Origin of the sequence: Melittangium boletus DSM 14713 (assembly GCF_002305855.1) — a bacterium.
Taxonomy (GTDB): domain Bacteria; phylum Myxococcota; class Myxococcia; order Myxococcales; family Myxococcaceae; genus Cystobacter; species Cystobacter boletus.
On the sequence record NZ_CP022163.1, the window covers coordinates 5667755 to 5692620 of the forward strand.

The following is a 24866-nucleotide window of genomic DNA, read 5'->3' on the forward strand; positions in this document are numbered from 1 at the left end:
AAGCGAAGGACTCCATGGCTCGTCGAGGTACTTCACCCCTCCCTCCCCGCTTCTTCGTCACGGGCACCGACACCGGCGTGGGCAAGACGCAGGCGTCGTGCGCGCTGCTGTCCCTGCTCGCCGACGCGGGGCATGCCCCCCAGGGCTTCAAGCCCTACGAGAGCGGGTGTGCCTCCTTGAATGCGCCCGCGGATGCGCTGGCCCTGCGCGAGGCCGCTCGCAGCGATCTGCCCTTGGAACTCGTCTGTCCCCACCGTTTCCGCGCGCCCCTTGCCCCGGGCATCGCCGCGCGCCGCCTCGGCCGCGAGCCCGACTGGCGGGTCACCCTCGCGGCCTGGGAGCGCGTGGGGCGGGGGTCCGTGGTCGTCGAGGGCGCGGGCGGCCTCTTCGTCCCGCTCGATGCATCGCATGACGTCATCGATCTCATCGCCGCGCTCGAATTGCCCGTGGTGCTCGTGGCCCGCGCGGGCCTGGGGACGCTCAATCACACAGCCCTGTCGCTCGCCGCGCTCGCCGCGCGCAACATCCCCGTAGCGGCCGTGCTGCTGTCGCGCTCCGCTCCCACGCGCGATCCCTCCGAGCGCGACAACGCCGCGCTCCTCGCCGAGCGGCATGCGCTACAGGTCCTGGGGCCCGTTCCCTACCTGGTGGAGTCCCGCCGACGTCACGCGGCCTTCCGCGCGGCCCTCGCGCCGCTCGTCCCCGATCGCGCGCGAGCCCGATAAATCGGCCTCCGCCGCGTCACGTGTCCTCGCGCGAGTGGCAAGTTTTCGCTCCTCGCCGCCGTGAAATGGACGCATCTTTCGATCCGGGTGAGAACCCCCGGCGAATGGCCGACATCATCGACCTCTCGCTCCTCGCTGATTCCAGGCGGTACCTGTCCAAGCTCCTCGATGCGCGTGGTCTCTCCTACTTCCTGCAGAAGGAGGGCTCCCGCCTCTTCCACATCGAACCGAGCAAGATCGAGCTCGTGCTGCGCACCGTGTTGCGCTCACGCGCGGAGGATTTGCCCACGCCGCACCCGAAGGCCATCGAGCATTGCCGCAAGGAGATTCGCCGCGAGCTGATCCGCCGCGTGGCCTCCGCGATGTTGCAGACGGGCCTGTGAGTCCGTTTTCCGCGCGCACCGACTTCGCGCGGACGTGGAACCCGCTGGCCCGGGCGCTCGCCGAGCGCCGGGAGCGGGGGCTGCCCCTGCTGGACCTGACCGAGACGAATCCCACCCGCGTGGGCCTGCCCATGCCCGAGCCCGCGCCGCTGGCGCACCCGGACGCGCTCGGCTACGTGCCCGAGCCCCTGGGGCTGCTGTCCGCCCGCGAGGCCGTGGCGGCGTACCTGGCCGGGCGCGGGGCCCCTGTCCACCCCGAGCACCTGGTGCTCTCCGCGAGCACGAGCGAGGCGTATGGGTGGCTCTTCAAGCTGCTGTGCGAGCCGGGGGACAACGTGCTCGTGCCCGCGCCCTGCTACCCCCTCTTCGAGTACCTGGCGCGGCTGGAGGGCGTGGGCCTGCGCCACTACCGCCTGCCGTTCGCGCAGGGCTTCGGACTGGACGTGGGCGAGCTCGCCGCCGCGCGGGACGCGCGCACCCGGGCGGTGCTCGTGGTGAATCCCGGCAACCCCACGGGCCACTACCTGCGCGAGGGCGAGTTGGAGGCGTTGGGCTCGTGGTGCGCACGGGAGGGGCTGGCGCTTGTGTCGGACGAGGTGTTCTCGGACTTCGCCTGGGACGAGGATCCCGGCCGCGTGGCCACGGTGGCCGGGCGCTCGCTGCCCATGCCCACCTTCGGCCTGTCGGGGCTGTCGAAGGTCGCGGGGCTGCCGGGCCTCAAGCTCGGGTGGATGCACGTGGGCGGCCCCGACGCCGCGCGGCGGGAGGCCCTGGAGCGTCTGGAGTCGCTGGCGGACACGTACCTGCCGGTGAATACACCCGTGCAGTTGTCCCTGCGGCCATGGCTCGCTCACGCGCCGCGCTTCCAGGAGGCGGTGCTCGCGCGCGTGAAGGAGAACCGGCGCCTGCTGCGCGACGCCCGGCCGCGTCATGCGCCCTGGAGCGTGGTGCCCGCCGAGGGAGGCTGGAGCGCCGTGTTGCGCATTCCCCTGGAGCCCGGTGAGGAGGCGACCTGCCTGGCCCTGCTGGACGCGGGCGTGGGGGTGCATCCGGGATTCTTCTACGACTTCACGGGCGGCGCCTGGCTGGTGCTGTCCCTGCTGACGCACCCGGACGTCTTCGCCCAGGCCCTGGGTCCGCTCGCGCGCGTCCTGGCCGCGAGCGGGTAGGGGCGCTCAGTGAACGGCCGCGGACGCGACGGCGTCGCGAGGCACCTTGCCCGTGGCCACCAGACTCCCGGCGAGCCCATAGCACTCGATGTTCAGGTGCTGATCCCAGCTGTCCCGGGTCTCGATGCGGCTCGCTCGGCGCCGCGCCAGCAGCGCGGGGAGCTGCGTGACGAAGAGGCCGTAATAGCCCGAGGCATCCTCGCCCAGCTCGACGGGGGCCACGCCCAGCTCCGCCTCCAGGTGCTGGAGCCCGGAGAGGAAGCGTCGCTCCTGATCCTCGTTCGACGCGGTGCCGCGCAGTCCCTCGAGGGACAGCTCCACGAGCGAGCGGCCAGGCATGCTGCGCGCGACTTCCTGGCGCACCTTGTGGCGCCGCTCTCGCGTTTCGACGGCCCGAGCCTCTTCGTCCCGTGCCGCTGCTTGCTTCACCAGGGCTGTGCTCATGGATTCCTCCCCCAAAGTCCTGATGGATGGATGCTGTCCGCAGCAAGAGTCAGATGCGGACGCAGCCCCCGGGTTGCCCTGACAAGAGATGTGTCTTGCCCGCTCCATCTTCATGCGGGCAAGACGACGAACGTCCTTCATGCTTCAAAATTCCGCTGGGAATGTCCAGACGATGACGGGAAGCGAACGTTTCACCTCCCGTGAAGCATGGAGCGACATGGGCCTACACCTCGGCGGGCTTGCGGGAGACGCGGTAGAGCACGCCGCACATGAGGGCGAAGGCGAGCACGCCGATGAGGTGGTAGCCGCTCTCGCCCACGGCGCTTTGCAGGGCGTGCTCCACGGACAGCTTGGAGATGGCGGCGTTGACGCCCTCGTTCACCGACAGCATGGCCACGACCACGCCCGCGAGCGCGCCTCCCGCCACCAGTCCCGTGGAGAAGAGATTGCCCGGCCCCAGCTCGGACTCCTCCACGTGCTCGCCCTTGCGCGCGGCCATGAAGTCCGAGAGGCCCTTGAGCGCGCCGCCCACGAAGATGGGCGCGGTGGTGGACAGGGGCAGGTAGGCGCCCACGGCGAAGGACAGCGACTTCACGCCGCACAGCTCCATCGTCACCGACAGGAAGACGCCCACCAGCACGAACTGCCAATCCAGGTTGAAGGACAAGAGGCCCTTGATGAGCGTGGCCATGAGCGTGCCCTGGGGCGCGGGGAACTTGTCCGTGCCGATCATGTGCTCCACGCCCTGGGCGCGCAGCTCCGCGGTGGGGGTGTCCAAGAGCTGCATGGTGAGGCCGATGACGATCGCCGCGGCCACCGCGCCAATCATGAGGCCAATCTGCTGCGCGCGCGGGGTGGCGCCCACCAGGTAGCCCGTCTTGAGGTCCTGCGACGTGGCGCCCGCGTTCGCCGCCGCGATGCACACCATGCCGCCCACGCACAGCGCCATGGGCTGGTAGACGTCCCCCGTCCAGCCAATGCCGATGAAGATGAGGCAGGTGGCCATGAGCGTGGCGATCGTCATGCCGGAGATGGGGTTGGACGACGAGCCGATGATGCCCACGATGCGCGAGGCCACCGTCACGAAGAAGAAGCCGAACACCACGATGAGCACGCCCAGCAGCAGCCGGCCGAGCACACTGCCCGGCAGGAAGGGCAGGACGGCCATCACCAGGATGAGGGCCGCGCTGCCGAAGAGCACCACGGTGATGGGCAGGTCGTTCTCGGTGCGCTTCTGCACGGCCTTGCTCGCGCCTTCCTTGAACGACGAGAGGCTTTCCCGGAAGGCCGAGACGATGGTGGGCAGCGTCTTGATGAGCGTGATGAAGCCGCCCGCGGCCACCGCGCCCGCGCCAATCTGCCGCACGTAGGCACGGTAGATGGCTCCGGCCGTGTCTCCGAAGGTGTGCGTCGCGGGGTTCCAGTTGCCCGGGCCTCCCGCCGTGGTGAGGCTCTGCAGATAGCCGAGCTTCACGAGCTGCTCGGCGATGGTGTCTCCCGGCACCAGGGTGGCCAGCAGCGGGATGAGGCCGAGCCAGGCGAGCACGCCGCCGGCCACCAGCACGCCGGCGATCTTCGGGCCGACGATGTAGCCCACGCCCAGGTACTCGGGGGTGATGTCGCCGTTGAGCGTGGCCGAGGGGAAGTACTTGTTCGTCTGCTTCGTCACCAGCGCGGGCGTCTCCGCGATGAGCTTCACGATCTTCTGCAGGAGCGCGTACACGAACGCGAAGCCCACGCCCTGGAAGGCGATCCTCGCGAGGTTGCCGCCCTTCTCGCCCGCGATGAGCACCGAGGCGCATGCCGCGCCCTCGGGGTAGGGCAGGTTGCCGTGCTCCTTGACGATGAGCGAGCGGCGCAGGGGCACCATCATCAACGTGCCCAGCACGCCGCCGAGCAGCGCCAGCGTGAAGATGGTCCAGTACTCGAAGAAGCTCGCGCCCCGGCTGTCCGCGCTCAGGAAGAGGAAGCCGGGCAGGGTGAACACCACGCCCGCGGCGATGGACTCGCCCGCCGAGCCGATGGTCTGCACCACGTTGTTCTCGAGGATCGTCGAGCCTCCCAGCTTCTTGAGCAGGGAGATGGCGAGCACCGCGATGGGAATGGACGCCGAGACCGTCAGGCCCGCCTTGAGCGCCAGGTACACCGTGGCGGCGCCGAAGACGATGCCGAAGAACACGCCAATGCCGATGGCCTTGGGCGTGAACTCGGCCACGTCGGTCCGCTCGGCGGGAATGTACGGCTGGAACTCGGGGACTGCCTTGGGGTCTGCCGCCGTGGCGGCAGCGGGTTCGGGCTTCATGTGCGGGAGGCTCCCAGGAGGGGGACGGGCCGGCTCGTCGAGGGTTCTACAACCGCCTCCCGGCTCCTCCAAATGTCTGGGAGCCCGAGGCCGCGCTCAGGCGGCGCTGTCCATCCTCCCGGCATCCTTGCCGCCCCGCGCCGAGGGATGGGGGGGCAGGGTGTCCAGGTTGGCCCGCCGGGCGCGCGGGACGAGCAGGCTCTTGAGGTTGTAGGTGAGCAGTGCCCTGGCGAAGCCCGGGTCCAACAGCCCCTCCAGGCCCTTGCGCATGTGCAGCACGTCGTAGAAGCGCTGGCAGGCGTGTGCGTCCACCGACGTCAGGTCGATCATGTTGTTGAAGGACCACTGCAGGAACTTGAGGCCGGGTTTGCGGTGGCCCTCGGCTTCCGGGTAGGCCAGATCCTGGGTGGTGGTGAGGAACCAGCACAGGCCCACGATCTTGCCGAGGTCCTTCTGGAAGCGCCGCGTCAGCTCGAGAGGCGGGCCCGACGGTGTGCCGCGCGCGCGGGACAGCGTGTCGCCGAGCAGCTTCGCCCCCAGGGCGGCCACCGTCATGCCCTGGCCGAAGACGGGATTGAGCGAGCAGACCGAGTCCCCCAGCAGCACGAGGCCCTCGGGCATGCGCGCCATGCGCTCGTAGTGCAGCCAGCGGCTCGCGGAAATCTTGTGGAGCGAGGGGGGGGTCAGGGGCCGGGCCTGGCGGATGTACTCATACAGGTGGGGCGTGGGCAGGCGGCGCGCGAACTCCAGGAAGCCCTGGTCGTCGACGGGGGCGTGATCGCCGAAGTAGCCGTTGAGGCTGACGATCCACCGATTGCCCTCCACGTTGGAGATGAACCCCGAGCGCCGCGTCTCCGGAGCCCGGCCGTTGATGACGAGGATCTTCCACGCGTCGAAACCCGCGGGCCGCTCATAGAAGCGACTCGTGTACCCCATGTCGATGCGCACCTGCTCCTGGGGCACGGTGCCGAAGCCCAGCGCCTCCAGCCACTGCGGCGTCCTCGAGCCCCGGCCGCTGGCGTCCACCACCAGCGCGCTGTCGAGCACCTGCTCTCCCTCGGGGCCCTTCACCTTCACTCCGCTGACGCGGGTTCGCGCGGCGTCCAGCCGCAGTTGCTCGACGCTGATGCCCTGGCGCAGCTCCACGTTCGGCAGCGCGGCGACGCGGCCACGCACCTTCCACTCCAGGAAGGGCCGGGACACGAGGATGCTCTCGACGTTCCCTTCGTAGCGCGTCTTCCAACTGCCGGACTGGAGCCAGGCGGCATCCCTCGCCATGTCGATGCGCTCGACGCCCTCGCCCTCCATTTCCCGCGGCATTCCGGGGAACAACTCCTCCAACACCTTCAACCCCGCTTCCAGCAGGGCATGGACGTGATGGCCTTGCGGCGCGCCCTTGCGCGTTTCCGGACCCGAGGGGAATGGATCCCGCTCCAGGACGATGACCTTCTCGAAGTGCTCCGACAGCACGCGAGCGCTCAACAGTCCCGCGATGCTTCCTCCGATGACGACCGCCTGACCGAACTTCCGCGTCTGGGATGACATCCATTCTCCGTCGATGAGCGAGCTGGCTGAGCCTGGTCCTGTTCTCATCATAAAAGCCCCTCGGGAGGGGTCCAATGGCTCCGTCCTGGGGGCAAGGCGCGGGGGGCACACACTGGATGTCTGGCCTCTTGCCCTCGGCCAGTGGAGGATTCGGCGTACATGGGCAAGCTCGAACAGAAAGTGGCCATCATCACGGGGGCCTCGCGAGGAATCGGTGCCGCCGTCGCGCGGCGTCTGGCGTCCGACGGCGCCAAGGTCGTGGTGAACTACGTGCGCAACGCGGATGCCGCGGCGGCGGTGGTGGCCTCCATCCAGGCGGCCGGAGGAGATGCACTCGCCGTGTGCGCGGACGTGGCCGACGAGTCTCAGATGCAGGCGCTCTTCACGACGACCCTGGAGCGCCATGGCCGCCTGGACATCCTGGTCAACAACGCGGCCGCCTTCGGCTCCGCGCCGCTCGACCAGATTGACCGGGGGCTGTTCCAGCAACTGGTGGACGTCAACATCTGGGGCGTGTTGGTGGGGTGTCGTCTGGCGGGACGGCACATGACGACGGGCGGGCGCGTCATCAACTTCTCGTCCATTGGCGTGCACAAGGGCTTCGCGGGCGGCGGCATGTACGCGGCCACGAAGGCGGCCGTCGAGTCCCTCACGCGCACCGCCGCCACCGAGCTGGCCCCTCGCGACATCTCCGTCAACGCGCTCATCGTCGGCCAGGTGGCCACGGACATGGGGGCCGAGGTGCCCATGAAGATGCGCCAGCAGATCGCCGCCCAGACGTTGATCGGGAAGATTGGCCGCCCGGAGGACGTCGGGGGGGTGGTCTCGTTCCTCGCATCCGATGACGCCCGGTGGGTGACGGGTCAGACGCTCGGTGTCAATGGGGGGTATTTGATGCGGTGAGGGGCCCTGGCCCCTCCAGGGAGCAACGGAGCGAGCATTCAAGCCAGGAGGAAAAGGACACCCAGGGTGCAGACCCGCTAGAATCGGATTCGATGATCCAAGGTGAGTTGAAGCGACTGGTCCTGAAGGGCTTCCTGGAGCAGCAGCTGTCGATGCTGACCGCGCTGCTGCCGGTGGTCTACATGTTGTCGTTGGTCATGGGACTGCCGGCGGAGCAGGCGGTGCACGTGTCCCTCATCAACGTCGCGTTCAACAGCCCCATCTTCGGAATCTTCATTCCGGTGGTGTTGGTCTACTCCGTCATGAAGGGGGCGCTCGAGCATCGGCCGAGGGACAAGCCCGGGGATCGGCTGGCGCGCATCCTCAAGGCCCCCCGGAAGATCGAATACGGCGTGCTCGTGAGCTACGCGGTGTCCTGCACCATCTGGGCGGGCTGGCCCACGTTGGTCTACGGGCTCGATCCGGTGATCATCCCGCAGGCGGTGACCTGCTTCGTGCTGCTGGCGATGGTGGTGGGCATCCGGCTGGCGTTGCGGCTCGAGCGGCTGCTGCGGCCCTACGCCCTGGAGGAGTTCCACAAGCACCCCCACCTGCGGCTCCAGGGCCAGGGCATCCTGTGGCCCAAGCAGCACTGGTACCTGCCCTACTGCTTCGCGCTCCTCGTCTTCTCCGCGTTGACGGTGACGGGCATCATCATCCTCAAGAAGAGCGGCACCGGCTTTGGCGCGCTGTTCCTGGAGGTGGAGAAGGTGGCGCCCGCCCTGGTGGGGATGCTGCGCGAGCGCGTGGGCGTCATCCTGAGCGACATGGTGCTGCCCGTCGTCGCGGTGGGCGGGTTCCTCATCGGCGCGGCGGCGTGGTGCGCCTGGGAGATCGCGCGCCACCAGAGCCAGGGGACGATCGCGGTGCAGAAGTCCATCGAGTCCATCGCCTCGCGCAAGCCCGCCCTGCCGGAGTGGGTGTCCACGGACGAGGTGGGAGACCTGTCCATCGCCACCGCCTCCGCGTTCGAGCGGCTGCGCACCTTCTCCGCGTCCCTGCAGGAGTCGGCGATGATGCTGGGTGGGTCCGCCGGGCGGCTCAACACCACCCACCAGGAGCAGACGGAGTCCCTGTCCATCCAGGCGGCGGCGCTCCAGGAGACCCAGGTCACGGCGCAGGAAATCAAGCAGACCTCCCTGGTGGCCGCGCAGAAGGCCGAGGAAGTGCTGCGGCAGGCCGAGCGCGCGGACTCGATCGGCCGCGCCGGAGAGGCGGCGCTCGAGCAGAGCCTCACGGACATGCAGGGCATCCAGCGGGAGGTGGCGCAGATGGCCCAGAGCATCCGCTCCCTGGATGAACAGGCCAAGCAGATCGCGAACATCACCACCACGGTGAAGAGTCTGGCGGACCGCTCCACCATGCTGGCGCTCAACGCCGCCATCGAGGCGGTGCGCTCGGGCGAGCATGGCAAGGGCTTCGCCGTGGTGGCCCGCGAAATCCGCAGCCTCGCGGACCAGTCCATCAAGGCCACCCACAACGTGCAGAACATCCTCCAGGACCTGAGCTCCGCCATCCGCGCCACGGCGGACCGGTCCGAGAGTGGTTCCAGCCGGGTGCTCGACAGCGCGAAGCAGCTGAGGGCCTTCGGCGACAACATCCGGCAGCTGTCCAGCATCGTGCGCGACAACGTGAACTCGGTGCGGCAGATCTCCGCCGCCGTCACCCAGCAGAACCAGGGCATCGGCCAGATCTTCCAGGCGGTGAATTCGCTGACCGAGGTGATGGATCAGACGATGGCCAGCCTGCGCACGAGCGACGAAGCGGCCGAACAGATGCGCCACGTGGCCTCGCGGGTGTCGTCCGCCGTCTGGGAGCAGGACTGGAACGCGGAGGGAGGACAGCGGGCCATCGTGCCCCCGCCACTGCCCAAGCCCAAGGCGTCCTAACCCGCGAGCGCCAGCACCTGTCCGGCGTCATCCGACTCCAGGAGCGCCGTCAGGTGCCGCGGCGGCGCTCCCAGGCCTGACGGGAGTTCTCCCGTTTCAATCGTCAGCCGCAGGGCCAGTTCGTGCCCCCGGGCGTCGAGCAACACCGGCCGTACCGCCACTCGCCGCAGGGGCGCGCGCAGGCCCACGCCCCACACCTTGAGCACCGCTTCCTTCAGGGCCCAGGCGGCGGTCGTCGCCTCCATCCTCCCCGCGCACACGGCGGCGTAGCCCTCGTGCTCGCCCGGCGCGAAGGCCTCCTCCAGGAAGGCCTCGCTCGCCTCCACGGGTTGCTCCAGGTCCACGCCCAGCGGCTCCCCGCGCGCGAGCGCCGCCACCGCGAGTCCTCCGGAATGGGACAGCGAGAGCGCGAGTCCCCGCTCGGGCGCGAGGAAGGGCCGTCCCGCGTCCGGCGTGTCCTCGCGTGTTCGGACCTCCGCGGCGGCTCCAGGCTCGAGCAGCGCCAGGGCCCGGTGCGCGGCGACACGGCCCGCCACGAACTCCCGCCGCCGTTTGTCCGTCCGGCAGCGCGCGAGCCCCTCGCGCTCCAGCGGAGACAGGGTGGCGGCGTCCCCGGTGCCCACGTCCGCCCAGCCGAGCACCACCTCCCGCCCACCGGGGAGCCACAGCCGCTCAGCCCTCCGCACTCCGGCGCTCTCCCCGGCGCAACCGCCGGAACCACAGTCCCGTGCCTCCGAGCAGCAGCGCGCCGTCCTCGCCGTGCACCTCGAAGTCATAGAGGACGTCGTCTCCCTCCGCGCGCGTCATCCGCGCCCGGACGTGTCCCGACTCCCCGATGCTCCGGGGACGCCCTCGCTCCAGGTAGTCCACGCCCATGGGCACCGACACCAGGTTGTTGTGGTGGCCGTCCCAGTTGGCCGCCACCTGGAAGGCGGCGTCGAGCAGGAGCGGATCCAACTGGAAGTGGGGCCGCGCCACGTGGGTGAAGATGTCGCGCTGCCGGGGCGCGCGGATGATGCCCTCCACTTCGGTCTCGCCCACGTAGACCCACTCGGCGCGGCAGAAGAGCGGACCCAGGTACAGCGGCTCCTTGGCCAGGTGGAAGATGGAGCGCGCGCGCGAGCCGGGCAGGGCCTCGGGCAGCTTGCCCTCGCTCAGCTCCAGCGGGGGCGGAGGCCCGAGCACGAAGATGCCCTGCTGGTGGATGCGGCGCTGGGTCTGCTCGGAGCGCCCGCCGAGGGCCAGATCGCTCGAGGATTCGACGTAGAGCGTGACCTCGTCGCCCTCCTGTTTGAGGAGCTGGGCGGTGAGGGTGACGTGCACGGGCTTGCCCTTGGTGCGCGTGCCCATCGTCGGGCCCTTGAAGAACTTGAGCGGCGTTTCGATGCGCAGGTTCTCCGCGCGCAGCACCGCCAGGTCCGGCCGGAAGAGGGCCGCCACCTCGGCCAGCATCTCGAAGCCAAAGGTGCCGGGCATGATGGGGATGGAGTCCAACTGGTGCTGGAGCACGAACGGATCCGTCGAGAGATCGAACGTGCGCGTGGCGATCAGCCCCTTGCGGTCATGATCCTCCACGCAGTCGAGCATCGGGTAGTCCGAGGGCACGAGCAAAAAGCCCCGGTCGTCATAGACGGTGCGCGCGTCGGGGCCGTCCGCGCTGGCACCCAGGAAGGGCCACTCGCGGAAGAGCCGTTCCTCGAAGATGGCCACCTCGCGCTCGGTGTGGCCGAGCAACAGCTCGTTGATGAACCAGTAGGAGCCCTCGGCCGGGCTGATGAAGGAGACGCCGGTGCCCTGCACCACCTCGCGGTTGCGCGCCGCGGCGCCCACGCTCTCCCAGGCCGTCCAGTCGATGGTGACGCAGCGCGTGTGGGGCCGGGCCCGGTGCGCGTACGCCATGGCGCACTTGCTCATCAAGTCGTTGGCGGCGCTGTAGTCCGCCTGGCCCTTGTTGCCGAAGCGGCCCGCGCCGGAGCCGAAGCACATCATCAACTTCAGGTCGTCGCGCCGCGTGGCCTCCAGCAGGTTGAGGAGGCCGAGCACCTTCACTTCCATGGTGGCGGACACGACGCCCGTCGTCTTGTCGGGAAGGCTCTTGGAGGCCTCCACCATGGCGCCATGCACGACGCCGTCGATGTGGCCGTGGTACTCGCGCACCCGGTCCACCATGGCGCGCACGTCCGCGGCGTTGCGCACGTCGCACAGCTCGTACTCGATGGGCAGCCCTTGCGCGTACACCTCCTGGAGGTTGCGCCACAGCTCGCGCGCCCGCACGCAGACCTCGAAGGACTCGTTGAAGCGCACCATGGTGAGCCCCGGCTCCTCCTTCTTGCGCCGCCGCAGCTCCTCCTTGCGGTAGGTGTCGAAGTCCTCGTCGTCCATCGACAGGTAGGGCTCGTCCCCCGTGGGCGCGGGCGTGCGTCCGGTGACGATCACCTTCGGACCCAGCCGGGCCATCGCCTTGGCCACCTCGAACACCGCGCCGCGTCCGCCTCCCGAGAAGAGCAGCACCCAGCTGGGATCGAGCTGACGGGCCTCCTGGCTGTCCTCCGGGGGGAAGTCCGCGCGGCGCAGGCCCACCACGAAGCGGCGGCCGGCCATGTAGCCCACCTCCGTGCGGTCGCTGCCCTCCTCCAGCTCGCGCGCCACCGTCTCCGCCACCACCCAGTGCGAGGCGCGCGGCTCGAAGTCGATCGTCTTGGCCACCAGCCCGGGCAGCTCCTGCTTGAGCCCCTTGAGGAAGCCCGCGAGCGAGCCCCCCATCACGTTGCCGCCATCGCCCAGGAAGCCGAAGTCCCCGCCCATGCTGGTGACGGCCACATAGCAGGCGGTGCGATCCGTCCGCTCCCCCATGCGCGTGTACAGGGCGCGTCCGGTGCCATGCCAGCGCGCGGTGGTCTCCGCCATCCGGCGCGCGAAGCGGCTGCTGCCCAGCGTGAGGAAGTACTCGGCGGGACCGAAGGCGCCCAGGTCGATGACGCCGTCCGCGCCGCCCAGCTCCTCGCTGGCCAGACGCACCCGCCGCTCCACCTCCAGCGCGTCGGTGATGCCCGTCAATGGCACCGAGCCCACGCGCACGCCCTTGCCCATGAGCAGGCGGCTGAAGGCGGCGACCAGGCCGGGTTCATCTCCCACGAGCAGCAGCTTCTTGCCCGCCAGCGGGTAGCGCTTCTCCGCGGAGAGCGACAGGGGCACCAGGTCCACGCGCCAGCGCTGGGCCGTGAGTCCGCGGCTGGGCAGGGGATAGCGCGTCGTGGTGGGCGCGGCCGAGGGGGCCGCCTGGGTCCGCCGATGGCTGTTGTCGTGCTCCTCCAGGAGGAGGTGGTAGTTCGTGCCGCCAATGCCGAACGAGCTCACTCCGGCGTAGCGGCGGCCCTCGCGCGGCGCGGGCCAGGGGCGGCCCTCCAGCGACAGGGCGATGGGCAGCTTGTCGAAGGGAATCTCCGCCTTGGGGAACTCGCCGCCGTTCATGGGCGGCAGGATGGCCTCGCTCACCGCGTAGGCGGTCTTGATGAGCGCCAGGATGCCGGAGGCCGACGAGGTGTGGCCGATCTGCGACTTGAGCGTGCCCATGGGCACCGGGTTGTCGCGGCCCCGGCTCTGGAAGGCCTCGCCATAGGCGGCCGCCTCCGTGGTGTCCCCCATGCGCGTGCCCGTGCCGTGCGCCTCGAGCAGTCCCACCTGGTCCGGGTGGATCTTCGCGTCCTCCAACGCGCGCTCCACCGCGCGTGCCTGGCCCCGGGGGTTGGGCGTGAACAGGGTGGTGCCCCGCCCGTCGCTGGAGAAGCCGATGCCGGAGATGACGGCGATGATGCGGTCCTTCTGGGCCTCCGCGTCCTCCAGCCGCTTGATGACCACCGCGCCCGCGCCCTCGGCGGGCACGAAGCCGTCCGCGCGATCATCGAAGGGGAAGGTGCCCCGGGGCGAGAGGATGCCGAGCACGGCCAGGGCGGCGGCGTACTCGGGCACCAGGTTGAAGGCCACGCCGCCGGCCACCACGACGTCGGCATCATGGTTGGCCAGCGCGAGCATGCCGGCGTGAACCGCCGCCGGGGAGCTGGCGCACGCGGCGTCCGTCGTCATCACGCCGCCGCTGAAGTCGTGCAGGGCGGCCAGCCGGATCGCGCCCGCGAGCCCCGAGTAGTACTGGGAGGTGTTCTCATCCAGCGGAGGAACGGTGCCGAGCACCCGCTGGCGGACGGCGTCGAGCAGCGGGGCCGTCTGGGCGTCGGTGAGCCCCTGGCCGCGCAGGGCCTCCGCCGCGAGTCTCAGGTAGCGCTCGCAGACGAAGCGCACCTCGACCTCGAATTCCTTGGCGCGCACGGGGAGCTGGCCCACCACCACCTGCACGCGGTTGCCGTCCCAGCGGCCGGGCTCATGGCCCGCCTGGGTGAGCGCCTCCTCCGCCGCCTTGACGAAGAGGGGGACGGCGGGATCCAACGCCGCGGCCTGGGTGGGCGGCAGCTTGAGCCAGCGGGGCTCGGCGGGAGGAATGTCCACGGTGCCGGCCAGCCGGGGCACCACGTCCTGGTTCTTGATGAGCGCGCCCAGGGTGCGCGAGACATCGAAGCGCGAGGGCGGCAGGTCTCCAATGGCGTCCGCCTTGGAGAGCGTGTTGTTCCAGAGCGCCGGGGCGTCCGGCGCTCCCGGGGCGAGCGCCCCCATGCCGACGATGGCGAACTTCTGGGCGGGCGGGCGGATGGGGCGGATGTCCGTCCAGGCCTCGCGCGTGGGCGCGGGCCCGAGCAGCGCGTGCCAGGCCATGTTGCTCCACCCCAGGGAGCTGACGCCCACGCAGGCGCGCGGGGGCAGCTTCTCCGGACGGGTGAGGAAGTGCAGCCTCCCGTCCTCTCCATGGCGGGGCGTGGTGAGTCCGGCCACGGGCGCGCACACGCCCGCGTGCAGGGACAGCGCCGCGCGCATCACCGACACCAGGCCGCTGGCCGCCTGCAGGAAGCCGACCTGGGGGGCCGCGGTGGACACCGTCAGGGGCTCGGAGCGGGTCGCGCAGAACGCGGCCTTGAGGCCCAGCAACTCCTGCTCCTCCAGCCCCGGCACGCCGCAGGCCTGCAACTCCAGGTGCCGCACCTGCTCCGGCTCCACCTCGCCCAGCTCCAGGCAGGCGCGCGCGGCCCGGTCCACCATGCGCGACATGCGCGACAGGCCCTGCTTGAGGTTCACCTCCGAGGAGACCCCGTGGAGGACGGCGTAGATGCGCTGCTTGTCCGCGAGCGCGTCATCCAACCGGCTCAGCACGAGCGCCACGGCGCCCTCGCCCGGCAGGGTGCCCGCGGCGCGTCCATCCAGCGCGAGCAGCTCCTCCTGGGCGAGCCAGCCCCGCGCCGCCAGCAATCCGAAGGACGAGGGGCTGAGCAGCGGGGCCACCGCGCCCACCACCGCCACGTCACACTGGCCGAGCTGCAGCGACAGCGACGCCATGCGCAGCGCCGCCATGGACGAGGCCGTGCCCGCGTCGACCGCCAGGTGTCCGCCCCGCGTGTCCAGCAGCGAGGACAGGCGGTTGGCCACCATGGTGGCCGTCATGGGCACCGTCTCGGTGATGATGGGCGGGGCGTGTTGATCCACGTACCGCGCGACGGCCTCCAACAGCTGGGGCCCGTCGGGGCGGCCCTGGAAGATGGCGGCCAGGTGCTCGCTGAACTCGGGGGTGCGCAGGCGCAGGGCTTGGTCGATCTTCACGTCCACGCCCAGGCCGGTGGAGCCCAGGTAGATGGCGCACCGGGCCCCCGGACTCTTGTCCGGGCCGTAGCCCGCGTCCTGGGTGGCCTGGAGCAGCGTGAGGTGCAGCAGCCGCTCCATGCGGTGCATCTTCTCCACGTGGGTGGGCGGCAGCCGGAACTGCTTCCAGTCCTTGCCCTCCTCGGGAACGAAGCCACCCAGGAGCGGATGGCGCATGGGGAGCCCGGCGCTCCACTCCTCGGGCGCTCGCGTCAGGGCGCGCATGCCCTCCAGGGATTGGTTCATGAAGCGCGCGGGCGTGTCGGCGCCGGGCAGGCGGCAGCCGAGTCCGATGATGGCCAGGGGGATGTTCGTGGAGGAGGTCATCGCGGGGAGAGGTGCTTGACGAAGGACTGCCAGGTGACGCGGGGCGGGGCGCGCGTGGCCTCGTCCAGGGGCAAGGACGCCATGCCGATGCCCCGCAGCTCGAGGACGGGGATGCCGTCCTGGCCGAGGAGTTGCGCGTCGAAGGAGGCCAGACCGTTGCCCGCGCCACACAAGCGCGCGTCGCACAGCAGCCGCTCGTCGCGCCGGGGCATGCGGTACCAGGTGGCCTCGGAGAGGGCCATCTCGCGAGCGCCCTCGCCCGCGAAGGCGTACCAGAGCCACTTGGTCAGGTGCAGCGCGCCCTCGAGCGCGGCGGGCGCCACCTGGATGCGGCTGGAGGGCAGGACCCGGGCGAGCGCGCGCGGGTGGACGAGACCGCCCTGGATGCGGCCCAGCTCATACAGCCGGGCCCAGGTGACGACCTGGAGTGACTCGGGGACGCGCTCGCCCAGGCCTCCCGCGGAGGCGTAGAGCTGCCGTCCATTCTGGGGAGGGTCCGCCCGGGGCGCGAGCTGCTGGTGCTGGGGCCATGGCGCGGGCCCATAGGCCTGTTTGAATTGGAGCGTGGCGCGGCAGACGGGAATGGGCTCCTCGCCACTCTCCTCGGGAGCCGCGCCGGCGGTGACCGGCTCCATCGACAGGAAGACGGACACCTCGCCCTCGCTCTCGCGGCGCGCACGTCCCACCAGCCGCGCCGCGGGAGTGCACTCCGCGGCGCGCAGGAACCAGTGCACGTCCCTCATCCCCACGAGCACCCGGTCCGGGTACACGAGCGCGCCCACCTCGGCCAGGAACTCCAGCTCCAGGGACGCGGACAGGGGGCGGCCCTCCGTGTCCAGCTCCGGGGGCAGGCGCACCTCGCGTTTGGCCACCGCGTTCTCGCCGCGGAAGACCTCGGAGATGTCCTCCACCAGGGGATATTGCGAGGTGTCGGGTTGCACGTCCTATCGGTCCTTGCGCAGGTGCTGGACGAGCTCGCCCAACGTGCGCACCTGGCCCATGTCGGGAGAGGGGGCTCCCAGCCGTGACGCCACCGCCTGGCCCAGCCGGCTCAGCTCCTCGCTCCGGGCGCCCACCTGCCGCAAGTCCAGGGCCAGGAGCGCGTCGCGCACCGAGCGCTGTCCTCCGGCCTCCACGCGCCGGGGCGCCTCCTGGGGAAGGGACGCGGGCGGGGGCGCGGAGGCCTTGGCGGGGCTCGGGGCGGGGTTGCCCTTCGCCATCCGCGCGCGCTCGACGATGTGGTCGATGGCCTTGCGCAGGGTGTTGAACTCGCGCAGGGAGCGGGCGGGGTCGCACGTCGCGCCGAAGGCCTCGCGGGTGCGCGCGAAGATGTCCACCTGCTTGACGGTGTCGATGCCGAGGTCGGCCTCCAGGTCGAGGTCCAGCTCCAGCATGTCCTCCGGGTAGCCCGTCTTGGCCACCACGTTGAGCAGCATCAGGTCGCGCACCTGCTCGAAGAGGTTGAGCGACAGGGCGAGTCCCGCGGGCACCGCCGGGAAGCTGCCGGAGGCCATGGGCGCGGTGGGGAACACCGGCGTCATGGTCACGGGGGCTGGAGCGGGGGCGGGGGAGGCGGCGGGGCCGGGCCGAGACGGGCGCCGGGGCTGGCGCCGGGGCCGGGGCGGAGGAGCCCTGGGTGGCGAGGACGCGCTCGACGATGTGCTCGATGACCTTGCGCAGGGTGTTGAACTCGCGCAGGGCGCGGTTGGGATCCCGCTGCACGGCGAAGGCCTCGCGGGTGCGCGCGAAGATGTCCACCTGCTTGACGGTGTCGATGCCGAGGTCGGCCTCCAAGTCGAGGTCCAGCTCCAGCATGTCCTCCGGGTAGCCCGTCTTGGCCACCACAGTGTCCATCAGCACGCGCCGCACCTCGGCCTCCAGCGTGATGGACTTCTGCACCGTCGTGACGGGCTGGGCCTGGGGGGGCGGAGGCGGCGGAGGCACGCTGGCGGCGGGGGCGGCCTGCCGGGGCGCCTCACCGCTCGCGGCCAGGCCCGTGCGCAGCTGCTCCACCAGGGAGACGATGGCATCGAACGTGCGCAGGTTCTCCGGCCGCGCGCCCGAGGCGTCCACGCCGAACTCCCGGCCCAGGGCCAGGGCGATCTTCAAGGCGGTGGCGGGCTCGAGCAAACCCTCCAGGGGCATGCCGAGCAGCACCTGCTCGACGCCGGCCTCGCCGCTCGCGCTGTCCGCGGAGATCTGCCCCACACCGTTGACGAAGGTGTATCCCACCATGCGTTTGAACTGTTCCATGTCACCTACCTTGGGGTGAATCGACGCGACGGCACCATGGGTTCGGCCCTTGAGTGTCTCGCGGGTGAATTGGGTGAGGGACCACTTGGGTCCCGCTTCGATGAAGATGCGCGCGCCCCGGCGGTGCGCCTCGCCGAGCGCGTGCCGCAGCCGCACGGGCTCGACGAGCTGGCTGCCGAGGAACGTGGGGTAGTCCGCGAGGGGCCGCCCGTCGTAGTCCGCGCCGTCGATGGTGGACACGATGCACGCGGAGGGAGCGCGGAACGTCACGCCCCGCAGCACGTTCTCATAGAGGGGCCGGGCCTCCGCGATGAGCGCCGAGTGGTAGCCGTGGGAGACGGCGAGCACCGTGCAATCGATGGCCTTCGCGGCGCAGCGCTCCTGGAGCCGGACCATCGCCTCGCGATCCGCGGACACGATGCAGGCGCGGGGCCCGTTGTCCGCGGCCAGCGTGGCGTAGCCGGGCAGGCCCGAGAGCAGCTCGGGCACCAGCTCGGAGGAGCACGTGAGCGCCAGCATCTGTCCGGACTTGCCGGGAGGCAGCCCCAGCACGGCCCGCGTGCGCCCGAGGATGGCGCGCAGGCCCTCCTCCAGCGTCAGGCTGCCCGAGGCCACCAGCGCCGCGAGCTCGCCCGCGCTCTGGCCGACGAGCACCTCCGCGCGGATGCCGTGGGCGCGCAGCAGGCGGTAGAGCGCCACGTTGACGAGCAGGACGGCCGCGTGGATGTCCTCGTCGTTCTGCTTGTAGCCCTTCTCGTCCTCGGTGAAGAAGCTGCTGGTGAGCGTGCGTCCGGTGAGGGGCAGGTAGACGCGGTCCGCCTCCTCGAGCGTGGCGGCCACCACCGGGTAGGCGCGCGCGAGCGGCCGCAGCATGTTGGCGTACTGGCCGCCCTGGCCCGGGAAGGTGATGGCCACCGGAGCGCCGCGCAGGGGCGCGTCCGGGCCCGCCGCGAAGATGCCGGACTGCTGGAGGAACTCCAGGTCCCCACCCGTCTCGAGCGCCTTGCGCAGGAAGTCGCGCTTCTTGCGCAGCTCCTCGCGGGTGCGCGCCGTGAGGGCCACGCGGTAGGGCCCCTCGGGCGTCTGGCGCGTGTCCTCCAGCGCGCCCGTCTGCTCGCACATCTGGTCCAACCGCTCCAGGCAGGCCCGGGCGTCCGCTCCCGCGATGGCGAGCAACCGGGGCTCCGCGTCGGCCGGCTCCCTCGGCTTCGTCTTGTCCTTCTCGTCCTCGCGGGGCGGCTTCGCGGCCGGGGCGCGGTATTCCTCCAGGAGGGTGTGGAAGTTGGCGCCGCCCACACCGAAGGAATTCACGCCCGCGCGGCGGGGGCCACCGTCCGCGGGGGCGGGCCACTCGCGGGGCGTGGTCACCACCTCGATGCCCTGGGGAACCTTGGGGTTGCGCGGCTCGCTCTTGAGCGAGTGGGGCAGGCGGTGCTCGCGCAGGGCGCGGGTGACCTTGATCATCCCGGCCACGCCCGCCGCCGCGTTGAGGTGGCCGATGTTGGACTTCACCGAGCCGATGAGCAGGGAGTGGGCACGGCCCTCACCGCCATAGACGTTGTGGATGGACTTCGTCTCCACCACGTCGCCGAGCGCGGTGCCCGTGCCGTGGCACTCCACGTAGTCCACGCTCGGCGGCGGCACGTTCGCGGCGGCCAGGGCCCGGCGCATGGCGAGCGTCTCGCCCATCTCGCTCGGCGGCAGCACCGAGCGGCCCTGGCCGTCACTGGAGCCCGCCACGGAGCGGATGACGGCGTGGATGCGATCTCCATCGCGCTCGGCGTCCGAGAGCCGCTTGAGCACGAGGATGCCCGCGCCCTCGCCCGGCACGAAGCCGTCCGCGTTCTGGGAGAAGGGCGAGCTGCCCCGGGCCGACAGGGCGTTGAAGCGGCAGCCGGCCACGTAGAACTCGGGCGACATGTCGCACCACACGCCGCCGGTGAGCACCACATCCGCCTCGCGGTGCTGCAACAGCTTCCAGGCGGCGTGGAGCGCGGAGAGCGAGCTGGCGCACGCCGCGTCCGTCATCAGGTGCGGCCCGTGGAAGTCGTACAGCGCCGCGATGCGGCCGGCGTTGAGGCAGCCCAGGTAGCCGGTGAGGGTGTCCTCGCTGATGGGCGGCAGGCCCTCCTTGTAGCGCGCCTCCGCGGTGCGCAGCAGCGGGGCCCACGTGGACTCGGGCAGGCCGGACTTCTCCATCGTCTCGCGCAGCTCCTGGGCGAACTCGGCCCAGCGCACGCGCGCGTCGGTGAGGAACTTGATGCCCTGGTTGGGCAGGAAGCCGAGCGAGATGGCCACCCGGTCCCGATCCCACTTGTCCGGCGTGAAGCCCGCGTCCTTGAGGGCCTGCTCGGCGCTGATGAGCGTCACCACGTGCGAGGGATCCAACGACGCCCAGGCCGCGGGGGGAATCCGCATCTCCAGCGTGGGGGCGGGCACCTTCTCCAGCCAGCAGCCGAGCTTCGTGTACGAGCGCTCCGGGCGATCCGGGTGCACGTAGCGCTCGGTCTTCCACCGCTCGGCGGGCACCTCGCGCGTGGCGTCGTGTCCCTCGAGCAGCCGCTTCCAGAGCGATTCCACGTCCGGGGCGTCCGGGAACATGCCGCCCATGCCGATGATGGCCAGGGGCTCGTTGGGACGCCGGCGCGGCGCGCTCGGGCGGGAGGGGCTCGGGCGCCACGCCTCCAGCACCGCGTGGTAGTTGTTGCCGCCGAAGCTGAAGGAGCTCACGGCCGCGAGGGGCGTGGGGCCCGGACGGAAGGGCTGCGCCTTGCGCGGCACGAAGAAGGGCGTGCGCTCCAGCTCCAGCCGCGGGTTGACGCGCTCCACGCCCGGTTGGGGCGGAATCTGGCCGTGGTGCAGGGCGAGCACGGCCTTGAGCAGGCCCGCCGCCCCGGCGCCCGCGCGCAGGTGGCCGATGTTGGCCTTCACCGAGCCGAGCGCGATGGAGTTGCCCTCCGCGGTGGCGTAGACGCTCGCCAGGGCCTGCACCTCGCTGGCGTCTCCCACCTGGGTGCCCGTGGCATGGCACTCCACGTACTGCACGCCGGTGGGATCCACCCCGGCGTCATCGAGCGCGCGGCGCATGGCCAGCGCCTGGCCCTCGCGCCGGGGCGACACGAGCGACTTGCCCCGCCCGTCGGACGAGCCGCCCACGCCGCGCAGCACCGCGTAGATGGTCTCGCCATCGCGCTGCGCGTCCTCCAGCCGCTTGAGGGCGAGGAGCGCCACGCCCTCGCCCAGGAGCGTGCCGTCCGCCTCGTCGGAGAAGGGCCGTACGTGCCCCTTGCTGGACATGCCGCCGAGCTTGGAGAAGGCGATGAACTCCAGCGGCGACAGCATCTCGCTCACGCCGCCAGCCACCGCCAGGTCGAACTCCCCGTCCCGCAGTCCGCGCACCGCCAGATCCAGGGCCGCCAGGGACGAGGAGTAGCCCGCGTCCACCGTGTAGTGCGCGCCCTTGAGATCGAACTGCATGTTGATGCGCCCGACGGCCACGCTGGCCGAGGAGCCCAGGACGTTGTCGTCGCTGCACTCCTTGAGGCGCGCGCGCAGGCGCTGGGCGGTGGTGTCCAGCACTTCCTGTTGCCGGTTCAGGGGCAGGGCGCGGAACGCGTCGGTGGTGCGCACCGCGTCCAGCATGTCCTCGAGCCGGATGTGCATCCCGCTGTCGCGCTGGTTTCCCAGACTGGTGGCGCCCACGATGATGCCGGTGGTGTCCCGGGGCAGCACGCGCACCTCGGAGAGCGCCTGGACGCCCGCGTCGAGGAGCATCCACTGCATCGGGTTGACCTTCTGCGTGTCCGCGGGCGGCACCTTGTACTTGCGCCAGTCGAAGACGAAGTCGGTGACGAAGCCGCCCAGCTCCGCGTAGGCGCGGTCCGGCACCGTGCGGTCCGGATGGAAGTAGAGGGAGTGGTCCCACGCGCGGGGGGGCACTGGCGCGAGTGACAGGTGTCCCGCGCAGATGCGGGTCCAGAAGTCGGAAACGCGGAGTGCGTTTGGCAGGACACAGCCCAGTCCCACCACGGCGATGGCATCCATAGGGGCTCTCTCTCCAGCCGGGCCCCGCTGGAGTCACTGCGGGATGGGGCCCTCGGTCAGGAGCCCCGAGCCTAACATGGAGGGTGGGATGGGAAGCAGGGGGCCGAGGAAGCGAGCCGCGACCTGTTCCCATCTGTAGCGGCATGTCGAGCCCGTGCGCGGCGCGAGCAAATCTTCTCACTCCGCGTGAGACACCTGGGAGGGAACATTCCTCTTCTCCTGTCCTCCCCATGCTCCCGCACCGCGTCAGGCCGCTCGGTTGGTCTCTTGCCTGGAAGGCGGGAAGGGGAGAGCGGTCCAGGGGAAGAGGCCGGAGCCCCGAGGGCCACGGACCTACCTTATCGATGGAGGCAGGCCATGGCTTACACAGTGGAAATTCCGAAACAGGAGTGGTTCAGCTACTTCGAGCTCTTGAGCGAGCGCGCGGTGAGCCATCCGGTGCGCATCAGTGTGGAGGCGAGTGAGCTGGGCGACCAGATCTTGAACCGTCGGCTTCCCCTGATGGGGATCGACGTGGAGACGAAGGGTCCCAGCTCGGGAAGCATCGAGGTGACGCTGGGGGACATGCACCAGGAGTTCATGCACCACGTGGACGCTCCCACGCAGGTCTTCCTGATGATGGATGACAGCGGGAACATCGACTGCATCTGCATGATGTCGGACGACGAGAGCAAGACGCTCCTCTTCTTCGAGGGAGAGGAGAAGGTGCAGGCCTGGTACCACTCGGAGCAGGCCAAGGCCGAGGAGCACATGTCCGGCCTGTGAGTCCCTTGAAACCGCGCGGACGGCCCGGAAGGGACGGTCCGCGCGGGGGCACGAGGTACCTCAGGGATTGTTGGGAGGCGGCTCGATGGTCGGCGGGATGGTGACGAAGTTGCCGCCCTGCACCTGCCACAACTCCATGGGCGCGGGGGCCTCGCCGTTGGCGTCGAAGTCCAGCTTGCCGCTGGCGCCATCCACGTTGACGCTCCGGCCCGCGGCGAGCTCCGCCACGAGCGGGGTGAAGTTGGTGCTGGTGAGCTGGAGGGCGCCCTGGCCATTGGAGACCTTGGTCAGCCCCTCGGCCATCTTCGGTCCTGTCACCTCTCCCCCATTGTTCAGGGCGTAGGACGCGCTCAGGGTCAGCAGGTACATGGCGTCGTAGGCGTTGGAGGTATAGGCGTAGGCGCTCGGGTCCTTCTTGAAGCGGCTCAGGAAGGCGTCCCGGAAGGAGTTGAAGGCCTGGCCCGTGCCCTGCGCGGGCGCGGTGCCGTAGACGCCCTGGGCCTGGGCGGAAGCCGTGGCGTTGGCCAGCAGGCCCAGGTCCTTCACGCTGTCGGAGAAGAACCAGCGGTGGCCCGAGTCGCGCTTGAGGTTGGGCTGGTTGGCGGCCTCCACGAGGATGTTGGTGACATCATCCGAGAAGCCCACCACCACGGTGAGATCCGGGTCGTACGCGTTGAGCTCCTGCACCGCGTCCTTCACGTTCCCGCGCCGGGGATAGGGGATGCTCCGGTTGTCCAGCGCTGGGGCCACGTTGAGCCGGGTGGCGATGATGTCCTTGAGCCCCTGTCCGTAGGTCTCGTTCACGTACAGGATGCCCACCTTCTTCGGGTTGCCGAAGCGCGAGTCCGTGCCGCGCAGCAGTTGCGCGATGACGCTCCCTTGGATGGCGTCCGAGGGCGAGGTGCGCCACACGAGCCCCACCGTCCCTCCGTTCGTGTCCGGCAGCACCGTCAACTCGGGCGAGGAGGCGCTGTAGCTCATGAGGAGCACGTTGTTGGGAATGGTCACCGCCTGGGCCACCCCGTAGGACTGGCTGCTGCCCGCCGCTATCACCGCCGAGACCTTCTTCTCCTTTACCAGCCAGTCGGCCTGGATCCGCGCGCGCTCGTCGTCTCCTCCGGTGTCACACAGGTACAGGGTGAACTGCTTGCCGTTGACGCCCCGGCCGTTGACCTGCTCCATCGCGAGCAGCGCGGCGTTGAACGCCTGCTCGTCCGACTCGTCCACGGGCGCGCCCGCCGCGGTGCCGGAGTGGATGGGGAACAGGCCGCCCAGGGCAATGTCTCCCGCCTCGGCGCGGCCGTACACCTGTCCACAGCCGGTGGGCAGCGGCAGACACACGCCCTGGGTGCAGACCTTGTCCGCTCCGCACTCGGCGCTCGTCTCACACTCCTCGAGCCCGGCGGCCGTGGTGAAGCTGCACCCGGTGGCCAGCACGGACAACACTCCCATCAGCAACCGCGTGCGCATCAGAACCTCACCTCCACGCCCGCTCCCGAGCCCGCGGGCGCGGAGATCAACCGCGCCTGCCCGGCGGGAGGCGGGACGTCCTTGGGATAGAGCAGCACGGCCGCCACGGCGCTCACGATTCCCACCCCGAAGCCGATGTCCGCCAGCAGCGCGTTGCTCCGGGTCTCGTCCCGGGCCGCGACCTTGTCGTTCAAGGTGGCCGCGTTGTCGAAGGCCGAGCGGGCCTCGCGGGCCTTCAGGCCGAAGATGGTGCCCACGCCCACTCCCGCCAGCGCCACGCCGCCCAGCGCGAAGGACGTCACCTGCATGCGCCGGCGCGCGGAGAGCGAGTCCTGGTACGCCGCGGCGAGCCGCTGTTGATTGGCCTCCTCCGCCTGCCGCGCCGCCTCGCGCTCCTGCCGCGCGCGGCGCTGGGCCGCGTCCGCTTCCTCCTGCAGGCGCTTGCGCTCGGCCTCCACCTCGGCCGCGGCCGCCGCCTCGCGCTCCTGTTGCAGGCGCAGCCGGTCCACCGACGAGCGCGCGCGCTTGCGCAGCTGCGCGTCATCCCCCTCCGTCATGTACTGCTCGTAGTAGGAGATGGCCTCGCTCGCCTGGCCGGCCTGATCGTACGCGCGCGCCATGTTGTAGATGAGCCGGGAGTCGGGGGCGAGCTCGTGGGCCTTCGCGAGCGCCTCGGCCGCCTCCAGGTACTTCTTCTGCTCGAAGAGCTTCTCGGCCTGTTTGATGAGCTCCTTGGGATTGCGCGAGGAACCAGCACGCTGGGCGTGGACCGGGACGGGGGCGAGCAACAGGGCCGCCAACAGAACGGGAGCCATTCTCATGGACTGAGAGTCTACTCCAAAACAAAGGGGCCGCTTCCTCCCCCCTTT

The 24866-nt window shown here is 70.5% G+C and carries 15 protein-coding genes; 6 read left to right on the forward strand and 9 right to left on the reverse strand.

Going from position 1 to position 24866, the window contains the following annotated elements:
• Nucleotides 1-14: 14 nt before the first annotated feature.
• The 3 genes from bioD (at nt 15) to MEBOL_RS23820 (ending at nt 2277) form a co-directional block, all read left to right on the forward strand.
• Complete coding sequence (gene bioD, locus MEBOL_RS23810) at nt 15-725, forward strand: dethiobiotin synthase (RefSeq protein WP_095979603.1); 711 nt, start codon at nt 15-17, stop codon at nt 723-725.
• Nucleotides 726-829: 104 nt separating this feature from the next.
• On the forward strand, nt 830-1108 hold the full coding sequence (locus tag MEBOL_RS23815; protein ID WP_095979604.1) for a hypothetical protein: 279 nt from the start codon (nt 830-832) through the stop codon (nt 1106-1108).
• A complete protein-coding gene (locus tag MEBOL_RS23820) occupies nt 1105-2277 on the forward strand; it encodes a pyridoxal phosphate-dependent aminotransferase (protein WP_095979605.1) in 1173 nt (390 codons plus the stop codon). The genes MEBOL_RS23815 and MEBOL_RS23820 overlap by 4 nt, the downstream gene beginning before the upstream one ends.
• A gap of 6 nt (nt 2278-2283) precedes the next feature.
• On the opposite strand, the gene MEBOL_RS23825 is transcribed toward MEBOL_RS23820, so the two are convergent.
• From MEBOL_RS23825 to MEBOL_RS23835, 3 genes are all read right to left on the reverse strand, one after another.
• On the reverse strand, nt 2284-2721 hold the full coding sequence (locus MEBOL_RS23825; protein ID WP_095979606.1) for a hypothetical protein: 438 nt from the start codon (nt 2719-2721) through the stop codon (nt 2284-2286).
• 223 nt (nt 2722-2944) lie between these two features.
• A complete protein-coding gene (locus tag MEBOL_RS23830) occupies nt 2945-5023 on the reverse strand; it encodes an OPT family oligopeptide transporter (RefSeq protein ID WP_095979607.1) in 2079 nt (692 codons plus the stop codon).
• Between the two features lie 96 nt (nt 5024-5119).
• Complete coding sequence (locus tag MEBOL_RS23835; RefSeq protein ID WP_095979608.1) at nt 5120-6568, reverse strand: NAD(P)/FAD-dependent oxidoreductase; 1449 nt, start codon at nt 6566-6568, stop codon at nt 5120-5122.
• A 159-nt stretch (nt 6569-6727) separates the two neighbouring features.
• Here MEBOL_RS23835 and MEBOL_RS23840 point away from each other — a divergent pair, with 159 nt between their 5' ends.
• Together MEBOL_RS23840 and MEBOL_RS23845 are read left to right on the forward strand one after the other, a co-directional pair.
• The gene (locus tag MEBOL_RS23840) at nt 6728-7471 is read left to right on the forward strand and encodes an SDR family NAD(P)-dependent oxidoreductase (protein ID WP_095979609.1); all 744 of its coding nucleotides are present in this window, start codon (nt 6728-6730) and stop codon (nt 7469-7471) included.
• Nucleotides 7472-7578: 107 nt separating this feature from the next.
• Complete coding sequence (locus tag MEBOL_RS23845; RefSeq protein ID WP_157775413.1) at nt 7579-9399, forward strand: methyl-accepting chemotaxis protein; 1821 nt, start codon at nt 7579-7581, stop codon at nt 9397-9399.
• On the opposite strand, the gene MEBOL_RS23850 is transcribed toward MEBOL_RS23845, so the two are convergent.
• The 4 genes from MEBOL_RS23850 to MEBOL_RS23865 all read right to left on the reverse strand — a co-directional run bounded on the left by MEBOL_RS23850 (nt 9396) and on the right by MEBOL_RS23865 (nt 21762).
• Nucleotides 9396-10085 (reverse strand): 4'-phosphopantetheinyl transferase family protein, encoded by a 690-nt coding sequence (locus MEBOL_RS23850; protein ID WP_157775415.1) that lies wholly within the window; start codon nt 10083-10085, stop codon nt 9396-9398. The two genes, MEBOL_RS23845 and MEBOL_RS23850, sit on opposite strands and share 4 nt — an antisense overlap.
• The gene (locus tag MEBOL_RS23855) at nt 10072-15465 is read right to left on the reverse strand and encodes an SDR family NAD(P)-dependent oxidoreductase (RefSeq protein WP_095979612.1); all 5394 of its coding nucleotides are present in this window, start codon (nt 15463-15465) and stop codon (nt 10072-10074) included. Before MEBOL_RS23855 ends, MEBOL_RS23850 begins: the two co-directional genes overlap by 14 nt.
• Complete coding sequence (locus MEBOL_RS41955) at nt 15462-15788, reverse strand: hotdog family protein (protein WP_095979613.1); 327 nt, start codon at nt 15786-15788, stop codon at nt 15462-15464. The genes MEBOL_RS23855 and MEBOL_RS41955 overlap by 4 nt, the downstream gene beginning before the upstream one ends.
• A gap of 73 nt (nt 15789-15861) precedes the next feature.
• Nucleotides 15862-21762 carry a type I polyketide synthase gene (locus MEBOL_RS23865; RefSeq protein WP_095979614.1) on the reverse strand — a complete coding sequence of 1967 codons (5901 nt, stop codon included), beginning with the start codon at nt 21760-21762 and terminating at the stop codon, nt 15862-15864.
• Between the two features lie 357 nt (nt 21763-22119).
• Between MEBOL_RS23865 and MEBOL_RS23870 the strand changes: the two genes are divergently transcribed.
• Nucleotides 22120-22527: a DUF5335 family protein gene (locus MEBOL_RS23870; protein ID WP_095979615.1), complete on the forward strand. Its 408-nt coding sequence runs from the start codon at nt 22120-22122 to the stop codon at nt 22525-22527.
• 60 nt (nt 22528-22587) lie between these two features.
• On the opposite strand, the gene MEBOL_RS23875 is transcribed toward MEBOL_RS23870, so the two are convergent.
• Both MEBOL_RS23875 and MEBOL_RS23880 read right to left on the reverse strand, forming a co-directional pair.
• Nucleotides 22588-23997, reverse strand: a complete 1410-nt coding sequence (locus MEBOL_RS23875; protein WP_095979616.1) for an ABC transporter substrate-binding protein — start codon at nt 23995-23997, stop codon at nt 22588-22590.
• The gene (locus MEBOL_RS23880) at nt 23997-24818 is read right to left on the reverse strand and encodes a tetratricopeptide repeat protein (RefSeq protein WP_095979617.1); all 822 of its coding nucleotides are present in this window, start codon (nt 24816-24818) and stop codon (nt 23997-23999) included. Before MEBOL_RS23880 ends, MEBOL_RS23875 begins: the two co-directional genes overlap by 1 nt.
• Nucleotides 24819-24866 lie beyond the last annotated feature (48 nt).

What these genes read in the sequence shown, in the direction of transcription:
- MEBOL_RS23825 (WP_095979606.1), bottom strand. Translation starts at nt 2,721, where the DNA reads ATGAGCACAGCCCTGGTGAAGCAAGCAGCGGCACGGGACGAAGAGGCT.
- MEBOL_RS23875 (WP_095979616.1), bottom strand. Translation starts at nt 23,997, where the DNA reads ATGCGCACGCGGTTGCTGATGGGAGTGTTGTCCGTGCTGGCCACCGGG.
- MEBOL_RS23855 (WP_095979612.1), bottom strand. Translation starts at nt 15,465, where the DNA reads ATGACCTCCTCCACGAACATCCCCCTGGCCATCATCGGACTCGGCTGC.
- MEBOL_RS23835 (WP_095979608.1), bottom strand. Translation starts at nt 6,568, where the DNA reads ATGTCATCCCAGACGCGGAAGTTCGGTCAGGCGGTCGTCATCGGAGGA.
- MEBOL_RS23865 (WP_095979614.1), bottom strand. Translation starts at nt 21,762, where the DNA reads ATGGATGCCATCGCCGTGGTGGGACTGGGCTGTGTCCTGCCAAACGCA.
- MEBOL_RS23830 (WP_095979607.1), bottom strand. Translation starts at nt 5,023, where the DNA reads ATGAAGCCCGAACCCGCTGCCGCCACGGCGGCAGACCCCAAGGCAGTC.
- MEBOL_RS23840 (WP_095979609.1), top strand. Translation starts at nt 6,728, where the DNA reads ATGGGCAAGCTCGAACAGAAAGTGGCCATCATCACGGGGGCCTCGCGA.
- bioD (WP_095979603.1), top strand. Translation starts at nt 15, where the DNA reads ATGGCTCGTCGAGGTACTTCACCCCTCCCTCCCCGCTTCTTCGTCACG.
- MEBOL_RS23870 (WP_095979615.1), top strand. Translation starts at nt 22,120, where the DNA reads ATGGCTTACACAGTGGAAATTCCGAAACAGGAGTGGTTCAGCTACTTC.
- MEBOL_RS23880 (WP_095979617.1), bottom strand. Translation starts at nt 24,818, where the DNA reads ATGAGAATGGCTCCCGTTCTGTTGGCGGCCCTGTTGCTCGCCCCCGTC.
- MEBOL_RS23815 (WP_095979604.1), top strand. Translation starts at nt 830, where the DNA reads ATGGCCGACATCATCGACCTCTCGCTCCTCGCTGATTCCAGGCGGTAC.